Below are 14,804 nucleotides of genomic sequence, written 5' to 3' on the forward strand. Positions count from 1 at the left end.
CCTTCATATTCATTATCAAAGAAAGGCTGGGACGAAAGTTCCAACCTTTAAGTATCTTATTATCTCTTATTTTTCTGCGTCAAAGATATTCCCAACTTCAACTTCAATTTGTTGGTTCTTCACATCAATATTGGTAACTTTTAAGAGTGATTTGTAGTCAAACTGCTGTTCACGATCTTCCTGCGCATTATCAGCAAAGACAGCTACACCAGCTAACTCAGAATCAAACTCTGTTAAAAGGCTAATCATACCGTTAATAGTTCCTCCACCCTTCAAGAAGTCATCGACGATTAAAACACGACTTCCCGCTTTGAGGCTACGTTTTGAAAGGAACATTTTTTCAATACGGTCGCTAGAACCTGAAACGTAGTTGACACTTACGGTCGAACCTTCTGTGATTTTCAAGTCTCGACGGACAATGACAAAAGGTACATTGAGGACATTAGCAACTGCATTAGCAAGCGGAACCCCTTTGGTTGCCACAGTCATAACTGCATCAATCTTTTGATCTATAAAGCTCTTAGCAATAATGCGACCAATATTTTTCAAAATGGACGGTGTGCTGAGCAGATCCGATAGATAAATGTAGCCACCTGGAAGGATACGGTCGCTTTCTGAGAGTTTTTCACGTAACTCATTAATAATATCTTTAGAATCTTGGGTAGAAATAGATGGTGTAAAAATAACTCCTCCACCTGCACCTGTCACTGTTTGGATATGACCAATTTCAATCTCTTCAAAAGCGCGTTTGATGATGACGATATCTTCTGAAATAGAAGATTTAGCTGATTCATACTTTTCTGCAAAAGTATTGAGGCTAGTTAATTTATAAGGATTGTTGATCAAATAATTAGAAATCACAACCATCCGGTCACTTCTTCTTAATTTCATTACGTATTCACCGTTCTTTTTATTTAGTCTTTTTCTCATTATAACATAATACAGTAAAAAAACGAACTTTATTATCAAAATAAAGTTCATTTTTTTAGTTTCTAGTCTAATTTTGGTTTGTAGAAGGAACGATTGTCCATAGCAAAGACCTTATTGGTCATTTCTCCCTCATCAACAAGAGCGAGAGCCGTTGACATCATCATCATACTTGCGTCCAGATTGTCAATCATGTGAATAATCTCTGCCTCCATAATGCGTGGACGGACTGGGCTTCCGTACTCAAGGAGACCATGGTGACTGAGAATGACATGACGAAGAAGGACAACCTCTTCTTTGGTATCATCGATTCCAAGCTCTGAGACTGTCTTGGTAATTTCACTGTCAATCAAAGCAATGTGCCCTAAAAGATTTCCTCTCACTGTATACTCAGTCTGATCGGGTCCCGTTAACTCGATGACTTTAGCTAAATCATGGAGCATGATTCCTGCATATAATAGACTTTTATTGAGTTGAGGATAAACTTCTCCTATTGCATCAGCCAAACGTACCATTGTAGCTGTATGATAGGCCAAGCCTGTTTCAAAGGCATGGTGATTAGTTTTAGCGGCTGGGTACGAATAAAACTGCTTATCGTACTTAGTATAAAGACTCCTAACGATACGTTGCCAGATAGGATTTTCAATCTTGAAAATCATCTGAGCCATGTAATCACGGATTTCCTTGACGTCTACTGGAGATTTTATCTTAAAATCAGCTGGATCATTAGGCTCTCCAGTCTGAGGCAAACGCAGTGTAATTTGATTGACTTGTGGAGTGTTATTATACACTTCTCTTCGTCCTTGCATATGGACTACTTTACCTGCTGTAAAGGCTGCAACGTTATGCGGTTGAGCATCCCATAACTTACCTTCAATCTCGCCGCTATCATCCTGGAAGGTAAAAGCAAGGTAGTTTTTTCCTGCACGAGTTTGCCTTAAATCAGCTGACTTAATCAGGTAAAAACCTTCAAAGTACTCGTCTTTCTTCATGTGACTAATCTTCATATTCTTCCTCATCTTCTTGGAACTGGAGCAAATCAAGCATAGACTCACCTTCTGACAATTCAATATGTCGGAGAGTTCGCTCGATAGCTGTGGTGCGACGGTTTAATAGATCATCAATATTGCCAGAGGCATGTTGCAGATGTTTTTGGGCCTTGACTAAGATGCCACCAAATTTTCCAAATTCAGTCTTGACACTAGCTAGGGTTTTACTAATATGATCTGCACTCTTTTGGATATTGAGAGTCTTGAAGCCAACTGAAAGTGAATTAAGGAGGGCTGACAAGGTACTTGGACCTGCGACAATAATCTGCTCCTCCCGTCTCAAATCATCAAAGAAAATCGGATTACGAACGATTTCTGAATAGAGTCCTTCTGTTGGTACAAACAAGACACCAAAATTGGTCGTCCTTGGCGGTGCTATGTACTTGCTCTTGATATCTTTGGCAAAACGTTTAACACTTGCTAGGAGAGATTTACGACAACGCTCAATCTCATCCTTATCACCTGCTTCATAAGCCTCTTCTAAGCGGTAATAATCCGCCAGTGGAAACTTGGAGTCAATCGGTAGATAGACATGTTCTTGGTCACCTTGCCCAGGCAACTTGATGGCGTATTCTACTCGTTCACTAGAATTATCAACCGTTGCAAATTCTCGTTCATACTGAGCAGGTGTCATGATATCTTCGATAATCTGCCCCAGTTGTAATTCTCCTAGAATTCCTCTAGTTTTTGTACCAGATAAGACCTTATTAAGAGCGCCTACATCACGGGCAACCGTCTGCATTTCTCCAAGGCCGCGATTGACAGATTCCAGTTGTTTTGAAACTGTCTCGAAAGACGCTTGCAAGCGTGTCTGCAAGGTTTTTTCTAACTTTTCCTCAACCGTTTGACGCATTTGCTCTAAACGTTGCTCATTTGACTCCTGCAGGGCTTGGAGGCGTTGGTCGGTCTTGTCTCTGGTTTGAAGAAGGTTTTCATTCATCTCCTGGCGCACCTGAGTCAAGCCTTGGTGCAATTCGATCCGCACCTCCTGCAAACGGTCGCTAACAGCCACTTCTAGATTTTTTTGGTCCAGCTGGCTTGCTTGTCGCGCTTGTTCAAAACGATAATCTAGCTGGTCTGAAAGATGATCTGCCTGGTCTTCTAAACTCTTGGTCAGATATTTCTCCTGCCTATCCTGCCTTTGCCAAATGAGAAAGAGGCCGGCTAGGTTAGCTATTAATAACAGTAGTAATATAATCTCCATCCTATCTCCTGTCCTTGCTATGCAGCACGACTACATAGCCATCTGGGCAAGTCACCGAAACTCCCCTATCTATATATTCGTTAGAAGCATAAACTTTCTTAAAGAAAAAATTCGCCTCAGTCAATTCATACTTGGCTCCGGTAATAGTCAACTGACTATCCCTCACAGGCATAAAAGCAAGATAATCATAGTCCGAACGCGGCTCTAGTTGACTGGTACCTTCTGGGCAATAGCTAATCAAATTTTGTCCATCCTCAATCTCTATCTGACGCATGTAAGGTGCTAATTTGGGATTGCTTGGAAGAAAGACATTGGCTAGCATATGATCGATGCGACCACCAAGGGCACCAAAGATGGTCACCTGAGCTTGAGGATTTTTTTCAAAAATCGTTAAAAGTGCTAGTTCCAGATCGGTATCATCTTTTTCTGGGTGGGCTTGGACAAAATGTTGCGAACGTTCTTGAATCAACTGACGTTCTTCTACAGTCACAGAATCAAAATCACCAACTGCTAGAGCAAGAGGAAGTTTTTCCTCCAGTACCCAGAGTGAGCCTCGATCAACACCGACAAAACAATCAAAATCTGTCCGATAATGTCCACGGTCTCCACCAGCAAAAACTGCAACCCTAGTCCAGTTCTTTTCTGAGAGTTTGCACTCGTTCATTGACATCTCCCTTAAAGACATAAGATCCCGCTACAAAAACTGTTGCACCAGCTTCTTTAGCCTGAGAAATGGTCTGGTCATCAATCCCACCATCCACTTCAATTTCAAAATTCAAACCTTTTTCCTCACGAAGGGCAACCAACTCACGAACCTTGTCCATGGTTTCAGGTAGAAAGGCTTGCCCACCAAATCCAGGGTTCACTGTCATGACTAAGACTTGGTCAACTAGGTGAAGCACATGCTTAATAGCTTCAACTGGTGTTCCAGGATTGATGACGACCGAAGGTTTGACACCAAGAGAGCGAATCTTTTGAAGAGCTCCATGGATATGAGGTGTTGCCTCTACGTGAATGCTGATGATATCTGCTCCTGCACGCGCAAAGTCTTCTAAATGGTGTTCAGGATTTGATACCATCAAGTGGCAGTCAAAGACCATTTTGCTATGAGGGCGAAGAGCCTCGACTACACCTGCACCAAAGCTAATTTGTGGTACAAAATGACCATCCATGATATCGATATGGGCATATTCTGCCCCAGTTGCTTCTAGGCGTTTGATTTCACGTTCAAAGTTGGCATAATCTGCTGCCAGAATTGACGGAGCAATCTTGTATTGAGACATAGGTTTCTCCTTATTTTGGAATTTTTTTGCTGACTTTTTTATAGGTTTCTCTGCGATTCTCAATCTCACTGAGGAATTGCAAATAATTATCAAAACGGAAGTTCGCAATGATGCCTTCTTCTACTGCTGGCTTAACCGCACAGGAAGGCTCATGAGTATGCGTACAAGTACGGAACTTACAGTCGCGACTGACACTAGCAATCTCTGGAAAGGCCTGGTTCAGCTCTTCAGCACTTGATACTTCATAATCCAGAGATGAAAATCCTGGCGTGTCTGCTATTTTCCCACCATTGAGATTGTAAAAACTAACAGCTCGAGTAGTATGGCGACCACGACCCAGACTATCAGAGATTTCTCCCGTCTCTAGATTGAGATCCGGTGCGATTTTATTAAGAAGGGTTGACTTACCAACACCTGTCTGCCCCATAAAAACTGTCACCTTCTTTGTCAATAGTGGCAAGAGCTCCTCTTTACTGGTTACAAAGTCATAACCGATTGCTCGATAGGTTTGCTCGTAAAAATCCAGTTCTCCTCGGTCTGACAAGAGGTCCATTTTAGAAATATAAACGATTGGATGAATGCCCTTATGTTCCAAGAGAACCAAGAAGCGATCCAATAAATTGCTATTAAAGTCAGGTTCTTTAACGGACATAATGACAACGGCCTGGTCAATATTGACAATGGGTGGACGAACCAGACTATTTTTTCGTTCATGAATTTCTAAAATATAACCTTCTGAGTTCTCTTCCGCAGAAAAATCTACCCAATCTCCAACATAGGGTGTATGGCCTTTTTTACGAAAATTCCCACGCGCGCGTGTCTGATAAATCTGATCATCACTCTCCACATAGTAGAAGCCAGCCAAGGCTTTAATGATTTGTCCCTGCATCTTAGAGTCCTTGTCCTTTAAGCGCGTCTGCTAGACTGGCAAATTCTGCCAAGCTGAGAGCTTCACCACGTACACTCGGTGCCAGTCCAGCCTGATCCAACGCCTTGGTCAGTTTGTCCTTGATTTCCTCAGTTTTCCCAAAGTAACCTGTCAAGTTGTTCCACAAGGTCTTACGGCGGTGAGTGAAGCTGGCCTTAGAAACTTTAAAGAAAAAGTTCTCGTCTTCTACCGCAACCGCTGGTTCTGGACGACGTACCATTTTCAGGATAGCTGAGTCCACATTTGGCGCTGGCACAAAAACCGTCCGAGGCACGATAAAGGCCACCTTGGCTGTCATGTAATACTGCACAGCAATCGACAAACTCCCGTAAGCCTTGGTATTTGGTTGAGCAGAGATACGATCCGCCACCTCTTTTTGCATCATGACCACAAACTCGCTAAAAGGAATGCCACTTTCAATCAAGTGCATGAGAATAGGAGTTGTGATATAGTAAGGCAAGTTGGCTACTACCTTGATTGGCAAATCAGGATTTTTGAAATTCTGGATATGCTGCGCCAAATCGACCTTGAGAATATCCTCGTTGACTACGGTCACATTGTCAAAATCACGCAGGGTATCTGCTAAAATTGGTACCAAACGGTGGTCAATCTCAAAGGCCATAACTTCTGCTGCACGCTCCGCCAAAAATTCGGTCAAGGCACCAATACCTGGACCAATTTCAATAACATTAACCTGGTCATCAATTTCAGCCGTATTCACAATTTTTTGAAGGATATTGGTATCGGTCAAGAAATTTTGCCCGAAGGATTTTTTAAAGGTAAAACCGTGACGCTCCAGTACTGCCTTGGTCACGCTATAATCTGCAATTCTCATTTATTCTCTTTTCTAATTTTAAAGAACTTTCTAATCTTGAGCTCTTCCTCTTTGCTTGTCACTGAGCTCTTGCATTTCTTTAAAAGCTGTTAGACTAACATAAGCACCTGCTTCATAGTATTCCGTTGGGTTTATGGCATAGTCAAAGCCTTCAATCATGCCTCCAGCTTCTTCAATCATGCCATTCCACTTTTCATCAAAGACCATTCTCAGACGTTTCCAATCGGTAAAGACTGGGACGGAATTTCGTCCATCTTTTCCCTCTCTAACGGGAATATTAAAGTTAGCGTCTTTTTCCAAAACAAAGGAATTCCCTTCTGAATTATCCTCTGGGAATCCTGATGTTGCATCTAATGGAAGCAAGAATTTTGCCTTAGGCATAGCCATAGAGAAGAACTTGTAGTAAAGCCCATAAACTAGTTCTTGCTCTTCTGTAGTCGGTTGGTCCATCTGCCCCATCAAGAGCATCCATCTTACCAAGTCAGGATTCATGACAGGTACTTGTATTTTTGGTAAATCAGAAAAATCTGGTTTTTGAACCAAGGCTGAGGCACTGATGCTGACTTCCTTGGAATTAAAGATTGCTCCCATGGCACCGTTTAAGTAAAAGGCTGTCCCAAGGAAATTCTCAATCCCTTTTTTATCTTCCGTATTTTCAATCAGTTTTACGACTGAGTTTGGTCGGCTGTCAATGGTTTCCTTGAATTGGCGATACCAAGATGGTGTCAAAAGCATGATCATAGGATCAGTACATAAATAGCCCTCTTCGCCCCTGTCATAAGTAGTTGAAAAGAGGTAAGGTTCGCCCGTTTTTTCCGAATACACTGCATAAACAGAATCTGTTGCTAACAACTTGTCTTTGACGATTTCCGCTAGACGTTCCAACTTGCGAGTGTTGGCTTGATAGCTTTCTTCACTTTCAGTTTCCTGATTTTGACGGCATTTCCATAAAAAGAGACGTAAAATCTCTACGCTGTCATCAAGGGTAGCTGCCAAATAGTCTTCATTTGTTAACTGACCATCTTGGATGGCTACAAAAGCACGATAAAGAGCATCTGAATAGCTAGATGATTTTTGCTCTTCCTCAACACCTGAACTAAAGAGCACACTTCCTTTTTTCAGTTTATCCAAAGAAGGAATCCTATCAACCACTAGATGGGCGAGAACTTGATCCGTTAGACTATCTGCATCTTTGTTTTGACTGCTGAGTTTTTTAACCTCTACAGTACCAAGACTTTCCATTCCTTGGTCAGGATTGCAAAACTGCAACTGATCCCCAACCTTGAGACTGCCTTCTAAACTCCCAACGATCAATAATTGATTCGTTTCCTTCATTGGGAGAAAGTCCAAAACTCCCACACATGCATTGTTTTTAGACTCTTCTTCCGCTTCAGTCTTTTTCAAATAGTCAAAGATTCCCATAAATTCTCCTTATTATCTCCACTCAGCACAAATTCTATGGAGTCACTTTTCTAATGCTTGCTACCAAGCCTGATTAAACCGTATATGATTACTTCTATTGTATCACATTCCCTCCACATTTTGGGGGAGTTTCTCAATTCTCATATGATTTCATAGCTTCTTCAACTTCAGCTAAACTGATGCCAAACAATTCCAAGCGTTTGAGGAGTTGTTTCCCATTGGAATAACCGATACGAAGACTTTCTCCTAGATATTCTCTGCGTTTTCGGCTATCTGCTCCGGCTATAAAACCAAGACGAATCAAGTCACTACGGCTAATATCAAAATCGCTTTCTACTTCAAACTGCTCAGTTACTTGTTCTAGTGCTGTCTTCAGGTCCTCGTAGCTGGCATGTTCGATTCCTAGAGAACGTCCCTTGGTCTTAGATTTTGGCACTGCCTCATCACGTTTGAGAAAGGCGTGCTGAACTGTCGGAATGGCCGTCATAATCATCCGACGAATGCGTTCCCCGTTAAAATCAGGATCTGTAAAGACAATCACCCCATGACGTTGGTGTAGGCGTTGGATACGCTCAAGGTCCTGCTCATTGATAGCAGAACCACGAGTCTCATAAGTCTCAACATCAAAGTAGCGTTTTAAATTAGCCGTATCGTCACGCCCTTCGACTACGATGATTTGGGAAATTTTCTCTTTCATGATTTACTTTCCAATCCAAAGATGCCTTCTGCATTAGCACTTGTCACTGCTGCCAATTCTTCTGTCGTCATGCCACGCAAGTCCGCAATAAAGTCTACTACATAGCGCGTGTAAGCTGTCTTGTTTTCACGACCACGCTTGGGTACTGGGGCTAAATAAGGTGCATCCGTTTCTACCAAAATCTTATCCAAAGGCAACTCTTTGGCCGCTTCCTGAATATCTGTTGCCTTCTTGAAAGTCACCACTCCAGAAAATGAAATAATCATCCCAAGATCTACAAACTTCTCCGCCCACTCTAAAGAACCTGAGAATGAGTGCATAATGCCACCACGTGGACCAACTCCTTCACTCTTGATAATCTCATAGGTGTCTTCTAGCGCATCACGGGTGTGAACCACAAAAGGCAAGTCCAGTTCCTTAGATAGCTGAACCTGACGACGGAAAACTTGCTCCTGCACTTCTTTAGGCGCCGTCATCCAGTGATAGTCCAAACCAATCTCACCCAAGGCAACAACTTTAGGATGTTTTAGTTTTTCTAGCAAGTAATTCTCAACATCCTCTGTATAGGTCCCTGCCTCTGTCGGATGCCAACCAATAGTCGTATAAAGTTGATCATACTTATCTGCTAGTTCTATGGCCCGCTCAATAGTAGGCTTGTCAAAACCCACGATATTCATCCGAGTCACGCCCATTTCAGCAGCCAAGGCTAATTCTTCATCTTCCCTTCCTGTAAAATCTTCTATATTTAAATGTGTATGAGTATCAAAAATCATTTATATTCCCTCGTTTTTCTATCTTCTATTATACCAAAAAACTAATCTCATCCTTATAGGAAAAAATATTTTGAAATCATTCATTTTTTCTTGACGGCTTTTTTTCATAGCAGTATAATAACTCTTGTTGAAAATTTCAGAAAAGGAAAGAAAATGTTTACAAAACTAAAATATACCTTTATTGGTCGTCCCCTTAAGTCCTTAACTGAAGGTGAGGGAGGACTACTTGGAAAAACGCAGGCACTCGCAATGCTATCAAGCGATGCTCTATCATCTATTGCGTACGGGCCTGAGCAGGTCGTCCTCGTCTTGGCTAGTCTTTCTCCGCTTGCTATCTGGTGGAGTCTCCCTATTGGCATTTTTGTCCTCTTACTATTAGCTAGCCTGACCATTTCTTATCGACAAATCATCCATGCCTACCCTCAAGGTGGAGGTGCCTATATGGTTACTCGAGAAAACCTCTCCCCTGAGTTAGGTTTGATTGCTGGGGGAAGTCTGCTTGTTGACTATATGCTAACAGTAGCCGTATCAGTGGCAGCAGGCGCTGATGCTATCACTGCTGCACTTCCTGCCCTCCATCCTTACAACCTCCACATCTCCATTTTTCTAGTATGTTTGCTCATGCTTTTAAATCTAAGAGGACTAAGGGAATCCGCAAGCTCTCTGATGATCCCTGTCTATCTCTTTATCTTTAGTACCGTCTTCCTCTTATTGTTTGGTATCTTCCAACTATTGACAGGTTCTCTCAGTTATCATGCAACTTCTGCAATTGGTCAAACCGTCCCAAGCATCTCAATTGTCCTAATTTTAAGAGCCTTCACCAGCGGTTCAGCTTCACTAACAGGGGTTGAAGCCATCTCAAATGCCGTTCCATTTTTCAAAACTCCCAAAGAGAAGAACGCTGCTCAGACACTGACCATCATGTCTCTGATTCTCGGATTTCTATTTGCAGGGATTACCTTCTTAAGCTACTGGATGGGAATTACACCTCAACACGGAGAAACAATCCTTTCACAAATGGCTAAGGGGATTTTAGGGAATTCAGCTCCCGGTCAGATTGTTTATTATCTCTTCCAATTCTCAACTGCCCTAATCCTAGCCGTTGCTGCAAATACTGGTTTTTCTGCCTTTCCAATGTTGGCTTACAATATGGCTAAGAACAAGTACATGCCCCATCTCTTTATGGAAAAGGGAGACCGCTTGGGTTATTCAAACGGTATTTTAACCTTAGCTTTTGGCGCTATAATCCTTCTGCTTATTTTCAATGGAAATACAGAACGCTTGATCCCTCTTTATACTATCGGAGTTTTCGTCCCCTTTGCACTTTCTCAAACAGGTATGATTCGCCACTGGAAAAAAGAAAAAGGCTCCCATTTCTTAAAATCTGCCTTTGCTAACATCCTCGGCGCTATCATTTGTTACGCTATCGTCCTTATTCTACTCCTCTTCAGGCTTGGGGATATCTGGCCATTCTTCCCAATCATCCTGGTATTGACCTTCCTATTTTTGTCCATCCACAGTCATTACCAAAAAGTGGCCAAACAACTTCGACTTTATGAAGGAATTCAAAAACAAAGCTACGATGGCAATGTCGTCCTTGTCTTAGTAGGAAATGTTACTCGAGTCAGCGTCGGAGCGATTAATTACGCTCAAAGCATCGGAGATGAAGTTTTAGCCATGCACATTTCCACCAAGGAAACTGAGGAAAAAGACCAAGAAATCCTCCAAGAATTTGCCGACTACTTCCCAAATATTACTCTTAAAAACATTAATACCAGCTATCGCGATATTATCACACCTACAGTTCGATATGTTCGAAAAATCTCTCAAGAAGCCAAGAACAAGAACTACACGGTTACAGTTCTAGTACCCCAATTTATCCCTAACAAACCTTGGCAAAATATTCTCCACAATCAAATGAGCCTCAAATTAAAATATGCTCTCAGATGGCACGAAGATGTCGTCGTTGCTAGCTATTCATATCATTTGAAAGAATAAGGAAAAGCTCAAGATCAGAAAAATTATCTTCGAATCTTGAGCTTTTTCTATATGTGATTTTTTCAAGACGTCTTCTAAAATATTTATTCTCAATCAAAACTTTAGAAAACTCTCTTTTTAAATAAAAGAAAAATCAGTAGGCTCGAGTTCCTACTGATTTCTTTGTTTCATTCGTTTGGATTATGCAGCCAAAACTTTGCGTCCTTTACGACGACGAGCTGCCAATACGCGACGACCGTTTTTAGTTGACATACGGTTACGGAATCCGTGTTTACGCGCACGACGTAGTTTACTTGGTTGATAAGTACGTTTCACGATGAATACCTCCTCATAGATTTTGTATTCGTTTAGCCGGCTATAAAGTGATCAGTTACTAAACATACTTTACTATTCTATATGATTCTGATTCATTTGTCAATAGCCTGGAGCAAATGTTTCCAGCTTTTTCCCATGAAAGCCTTATCTACGATACTGTCTCAAGAAACGAGTCATCTTTTCTTGGATTTGTGCCAATTCATCCACACGAGGGAGATAAACAATACGGAAGTGGTCTGGTTCTTTCCAGTTAAAGCCACGTCCATGCACCAAGAGCACCTTTTCTTGTTTCAAGAAATCTAGGACAAACTGTTCATCATCGTCGATGCGGTACATATTTCGGTCGATTTTAGGGAAGATATAGAGACCAGCTTTTGGCTTAACAGCTGATAAACCAGGGATATCTTGAATGGCATTATAAATAAAGTTTCTTTGCTCATAGATACGACCACCAGGAAGAAGCAATTCATCCACTGACTGGTGACCACCTAATGAAGTTTGAACAACCTGTTGAGCTAAAACGTTAGAACAGAGTCGCATGTTAGAGAGCATGTTGAGACCCTCAATGTAGCCTTTTACATGATGTTTAGGTCCAGACAAGACCATCCAACCTACACGGAAACCTGCGATTCGGTGAGATTTTGAAAGACCATTCATGCTGACACAGAAAAGATCTGGAGCCAAACTTGCAACTGGTATATGGACAAGGCCATCCATAACCATACGATCGTAGATTTCATCCGCAAAGATAATCAAGTCATTTTGGCGAGCAATCTCGATAATGTCTAGTAAAAGCTCTTTAGGATATAGGGCTCCTGTTGGATTATTTGGGTTGATTAAGACAATAGCCTTGGTATTTGAACTAATCTTAGACTTAATATCGTCCAGATCTGGATACCATTCAGCTTCTTCATCACAGATATAGTGAACAGCATTTCCTCCAGCCAAGCTGACAGCTGCAGTCCATAATGGATAGTCAGGCATTGGTACTAAAACTTCATCACCAGTATCCAAAAGTCCTTGCATAGACATAACGATTAGCTCACTGACACCATTTCCTACATAAATATCTTCCATACCAACATTAGGAATTTTTTTCAATTGGCAGTACTGCATAATAGCCTTACGAGCTGAGAAAATCCCTTTTGAATCAGAATACCCTTCACTATCACGCGCATTCATAATCAAGTCATGAATAACTTCGTCAGGAGCTGTGAAACCAAACTCTGCAGGATTTCCTGTATTTAAACGAAGGATTTTTTCCCCGTTTGCTCGCATACGCATAGCCTCTTCGAGAACTGGACCACGAATATCATATGCTACGTGCTCTAATTTGATGGATTTATTAAATTCTTTCATGTGACTTCCTCTATTCATCAGGATACTTAATATTATACCACTAGATATTGAAATCGTAAATTTCCGAGTTTCAATCCACAAAAAAACCTTGCATAACACAAGGTAAACAGAGCAAGATCGATTCTTTTTCTTAAAATTAGGAGAAGTTAGAGTAAATATGAGTCTCCAAAGATAGATAATCTGCATTTGAAGAATACATAAAAACTCCTTTGAATCGATAAGGAAGGCCTCGTAATGGATGATAGTTGCAGGAACTCAGGAATCTCTTCCTGTGCTCAGCAAAACGCAAAGAAAAAATAAGTTGACTCAACAAACAACATAAATGATGTCTGGGCTAATTCGAGTCTAATTGTAAAGAATTTTCCCATATCTCTGGCTTCTTCCCCTGCTCTGATATTTAACATTATACACTAAAATTTTTGCATTTTCAAATAAGCAAGCATATAAAAAGAACTCAATACTTGAGCTCTTTTTATCTACTATTTTGCAATCTCAGCCAACATTTTTTCGATGTGTTGGATGGATTTTTCACGTCCAAGTAAATAGATGGTATCTGGCAATTCTGGACCATGCATTTCACCTGAAACAGCGATACGGATTGGCATGAAGAGATTTTTCCCTTTGATACCTGTTTCTTTTTGAACTGCTTTGATTTGTGGGAAGATATTTTCTACTACAAATTCATCATCTGACATAGCTTCAAGTTTGGCTTTAAATGCTTCAAGTACAGTCGGCACTGTTTCACCAGCCATGACTTCTCGTTCAGCTTCTGTCAATTCTGGGAAGTCTGAGAAGAAAAGGTCTGTCAATGGAACAATTTCGTCCACTGACTTCATTTGTGGTTTGTAGAGTTCTACTAATTTCTCAGCCTTATCAGTCAATCGTCCTGCTTCTTCAAGGAATGGTTTGGCCATTTCAAAGATAGTTGCCAAGTCAGCTCTCTTGATGTAGTCATTACTCATCCAGTCTAGTTTCTTCTGGTCGAAGGCTGCTGGAGACTTGCTGAGGCGGTTTTCATCAAAGAGTTTAATGAGTTCTTCGCGAGAGAAAATTTCGTCCTCGCCACCAGGGTTCCATCCAAGAAGGGCGATGAAGTTAAAGACTGCTTCTGGAAGGTACCCTTTCTTACGGTAATCTTCGATAAATTGAAGGGTGTTAGTATCACGTTTAGATAACTTCTTACCAGTTTCAGAGTTGATAATCAAGGTCATGTGACCAAACTCAGGTGCTTCCCATCCAAGTGCTTCATAAACCATAAGCTGTTTTGGTGTATTGGCAATGTGGTCATCTCCACGGATAACGTGAGAGATTTGCATATCGTGGTCATCAATGACAACAGCAAAGTTGTAAGTTGGGTAGCCATCTTTCTTTTGGATAACCCAGTCCCCACCGATATTGCCACCTTCAAACTCGATATCGCCTTTGACCATATCATGCCACTTGTAGATACCTGACTCATTAACGGCCAAACGAACAGTTGGGATGATGCCTGCCGCTTCACGTTCAGCGATATAAGCTGCTTTTTCTTCTTCGCTCATACCAAGGTATTCGTTGATGTAACGAGGTGTCTCACCAGCAGCTTCTTGACGTTCACGTTCCGCTGCTAATTCTTCTTCTGTTACATAAGACTTGTAGGCTTTTCCCTCAGCTAAGAGTTGGTCAATGTATTTTTGATAGAGTTCCAAACGCTCAGACTGGCGATAATTTTCATGAGTCTCTGGACTTTCATCCCAGTCCATGCCTAACCAACGAAGATTTTCCAGCTGTGAACGCTCTCCGTCTTCAACATGACGTTTGCGGTCAGTATCTTCGATACGGATAATAAAAGTTCCACCATGATGGCGTGCATACAAGTAGTTAAACAATGCTGTACGGGCATTTCCGATGTGTAGTAGCCCTGTTGGACTTGGTGCATAACGCACACGAATATCTTTTGACATATCTTCTCCTATAAAGTCTCTAGGCATCTGCCTTTTTGCTCTCTATATTATATCACAAGTCTTGCCAGAGTCCA

At 41.4% G+C, this 14,804-nt stretch carries 14 protein-coding genes; 1 reads left to right on the top strand and 13 read right to left on the bottom strand.

Annotated elements, in window-relative coordinates; genetic code table 11:
* Window positions 1-66 precede the first annotated feature (66 nt).
* From purR to FN031_RS06105, 10 genes are all read right to left on the bottom strand, one after another.
* On the bottom strand, window positions 67-891 hold the full coding sequence (purR, locus tag FN031_RS06060) for a pur operon repressor (protein ID WP_142558522.1): 825 nt from the start codon (window positions 889-891) through the stop codon (window positions 67-69).
* Window positions 892-992: 101 nt separating this feature from the next.
* Entirely contained in the window at window positions 993-1,934 is a 942-nt protein-coding gene (locus tag FN031_RS06065; RefSeq protein ID WP_142558524.1) for a 3'-5' exoribonuclease YhaM family protein, read from the bottom strand.
* Window positions 1,924-3,180: a DNA recombination protein RmuC gene (gene rmuC / locus FN031_RS06070; RefSeq protein ID WP_142558525.1), complete on the bottom strand. Its 1,257-nt coding sequence runs from the start codon at window positions 3,178-3,180 to the stop codon at window positions 1,924-1,926. Before rmuC ends, FN031_RS06065 begins: the two co-directional genes overlap by 11 nt.
* Before the next feature lies 1 nt (window position 3,181).
* Window positions 3,182-3,844, bottom strand: a complete 663-nt coding sequence (locus FN031_RS06075; RefSeq protein WP_142558527.1) for a thiamine diphosphokinase — start codon at window positions 3,842-3,844, stop codon at window positions 3,182-3,184.
* Window positions 3,807-4,463: a ribulose-phosphate 3-epimerase gene (gene rpe / locus FN031_RS06080; protein ID WP_142558529.1), complete on the bottom strand. Its 657-nt coding sequence runs from the start codon at window positions 4,461-4,463 to the stop codon at window positions 3,807-3,809. Before rpe ends, FN031_RS06075 begins: the two co-directional genes overlap by 38 nt.
* Before the next feature lie 10 nt (window positions 4,464-4,473).
* Entirely contained in the window at window positions 4,474-5,352 is an 879-nt protein-coding gene (gene rsgA / locus FN031_RS06085) for a ribosome small subunit-dependent GTPase A (RefSeq protein WP_142558531.1), read from the bottom strand.
* A gap of 1 nt (window position 5,353) precedes the next feature.
* Complete coding sequence (gene rsmA, locus FN031_RS06090) at window positions 5,354-6,226, bottom strand: 16S rRNA (adenine(1518)-N(6)/adenine(1519)-N(6))-dimethyltransferase RsmA (RefSeq protein ID WP_142558533.1); 873 nt, start codon at window positions 6,224-6,226, stop codon at window positions 5,354-5,356.
* 30 nt (window positions 6,227-6,256) lie between these two features.
* The gene (locus FN031_RS06095; protein ID WP_142558535.1) at window positions 6,257-7,648 is read right to left on the bottom strand and encodes an SseB family protein; all 1,392 of its coding nucleotides are present in this window, start codon (window positions 7,646-7,648) and stop codon (window positions 6,257-6,259) included.
* Between the two features lie 133 nt (window positions 7,649-7,781).
* Complete coding sequence (gene rnmV / locus FN031_RS06100) at window positions 7,782-8,345, bottom strand: ribonuclease M5 (protein WP_142558537.1); 564 nt, start codon at window positions 8,343-8,345, stop codon at window positions 7,782-7,784.
* Window positions 8,342-9,118: a TatD family hydrolase gene (locus FN031_RS06105; RefSeq protein ID WP_142558539.1), complete on the bottom strand. Its 777-nt coding sequence runs from the start codon at window positions 9,116-9,118 to the stop codon at window positions 8,342-8,344. Before FN031_RS06105 ends, rnmV begins: the two co-directional genes overlap by 4 nt.
* A 153-nt stretch (window positions 9,119-9,271) precedes the next feature.
* On the opposite strand from FN031_RS06105, the gene FN031_RS06110 reads away from it, so the two are divergent.
* Window positions 9,272-11,116 (top strand): APC family permease, encoded by a 1,845-nt coding sequence (locus tag FN031_RS06110; protein ID WP_142558541.1) that lies wholly within the window; start codon window positions 9,272-9,274, stop codon window positions 11,114-11,116.
* Window positions 11,117-11,296: 180 nt separating this feature from the next.
* Here FN031_RS06110 and rpmH read toward each other — a convergent pair whose 3' ends face one another.
* From rpmH to gltX, 3 genes are all read right to left on the bottom strand, one after another.
* Window positions 11,297-11,431: a 50S ribosomal protein L34 gene (rpmH, locus tag FN031_RS06115; RefSeq protein ID WP_000831905.1), complete on the bottom strand. Its 135-nt coding sequence runs from the start codon at window positions 11,429-11,431 to the stop codon at window positions 11,297-11,299.
* A 144-nt stretch (window positions 11,432-11,575) separates the two neighbouring features.
* Complete coding sequence (locus FN031_RS06120) at window positions 11,576-12,790, bottom strand: pyridoxal phosphate-dependent aminotransferase (RefSeq protein WP_142558543.1); 1,215 nt, start codon at window positions 12,788-12,790, stop codon at window positions 11,576-11,578.
* A gap of 479 nt (window positions 12,791-13,269) precedes the next feature.
* A complete protein-coding gene (gene gltX, locus FN031_RS06125; RefSeq protein WP_142558545.1) occupies window positions 13,270-14,730 on the bottom strand; it encodes a glutamate--tRNA ligase in 1,461 nt (486 codons plus the stop codon).
* Window positions 14,731-14,804 lie beyond the last annotated feature (74 nt).

Source organism: Streptococcus mitis (genome assembly GCF_902159415.1).
Taxonomy (GTDB): domain Bacteria; phylum Bacillota; class Bacilli; order Lactobacillales; family Streptococcaceae; genus Streptococcus; species Streptococcus mitis_BG.

What these genes read in the sequence shown, in the direction of transcription:
- purR (WP_142558522.1), bottom strand. Translation starts at nt 891, where the DNA reads ATGAAATTAAGAAGAAGTGACCGGATGGTTGTGATTTCTAATTATTTG.
- FN031_RS06065 (WP_142558524.1), bottom strand. Translation starts at nt 1,934, where the DNA reads ATGAAGATTAGTCACATGAAGAAAGACGAGTACTTTGAAGGTTTTTAC.
- rmuC (WP_142558525.1), bottom strand. Translation starts at nt 3,180, where the DNA reads ATGGAGATTATATTACTACTGTTATTAATAGCTAACCTAGCCGGCCTC.
- FN031_RS06075 (WP_142558527.1), bottom strand. Translation starts at nt 3,844, where the DNA reads ATGAACGAGTGCAAACTCTCAGAAAAGAACTGGACTAGGGTTGCAGTT.
- rpe (WP_142558529.1), bottom strand. Translation starts at nt 4,463, where the DNA reads ATGTCTCAATACAAGATTGCTCCGTCAATTCTGGCAGCAGATTATGCC.
- rsgA (WP_142558531.1), bottom strand. Translation starts at nt 5,352, where the DNA reads ATGCAGGGACAAATCATTAAAGCCTTGGCTGGCTTCTACTATGTGGAG.
- rsmA (WP_142558533.1), bottom strand. Translation starts at nt 6,226, where the DNA reads ATGAGAATTGCAGATTATAGCGTGACCAAGGCAGTACTGGAGCGTCAC.
- FN031_RS06095 (WP_142558535.1), bottom strand. Translation starts at nt 7,648, where the DNA reads ATGGGAATCTTTGACTATTTGAAAAAGACTGAAGCGGAAGAAGAGTCT.
- rnmV (WP_142558537.1), bottom strand. Translation starts at nt 8,345, where the DNA reads ATGAAAGAGAAAATTTCCCAAATCATCGTAGTCGAAGGGCGTGACGAT.
- FN031_RS06105 (WP_142558539.1), bottom strand. Translation starts at nt 9,118, where the DNA reads ATGATTTTTGATACTCATACACATTTAAATATAGAAGATTTTACAGGA.
- FN031_RS06110 (WP_142558541.1), top strand. Translation starts at nt 9,272, where the DNA reads ATGTTTACAAAACTAAAATATACCTTTATTGGTCGTCCCCTTAAGTCC.
- FN031_RS06120 (WP_142558543.1), bottom strand. Translation starts at nt 12,790, where the DNA reads ATGAAAGAATTTAATAAATCCATCAAATTAGAGCACGTAGCATATGAT.
- gltX (WP_142558545.1), bottom strand. Translation starts at nt 14,730, where the DNA reads ATGTCAAAAGATATTCGTGTGCGTTATGCACCAAGTCCAACAGGGCTA.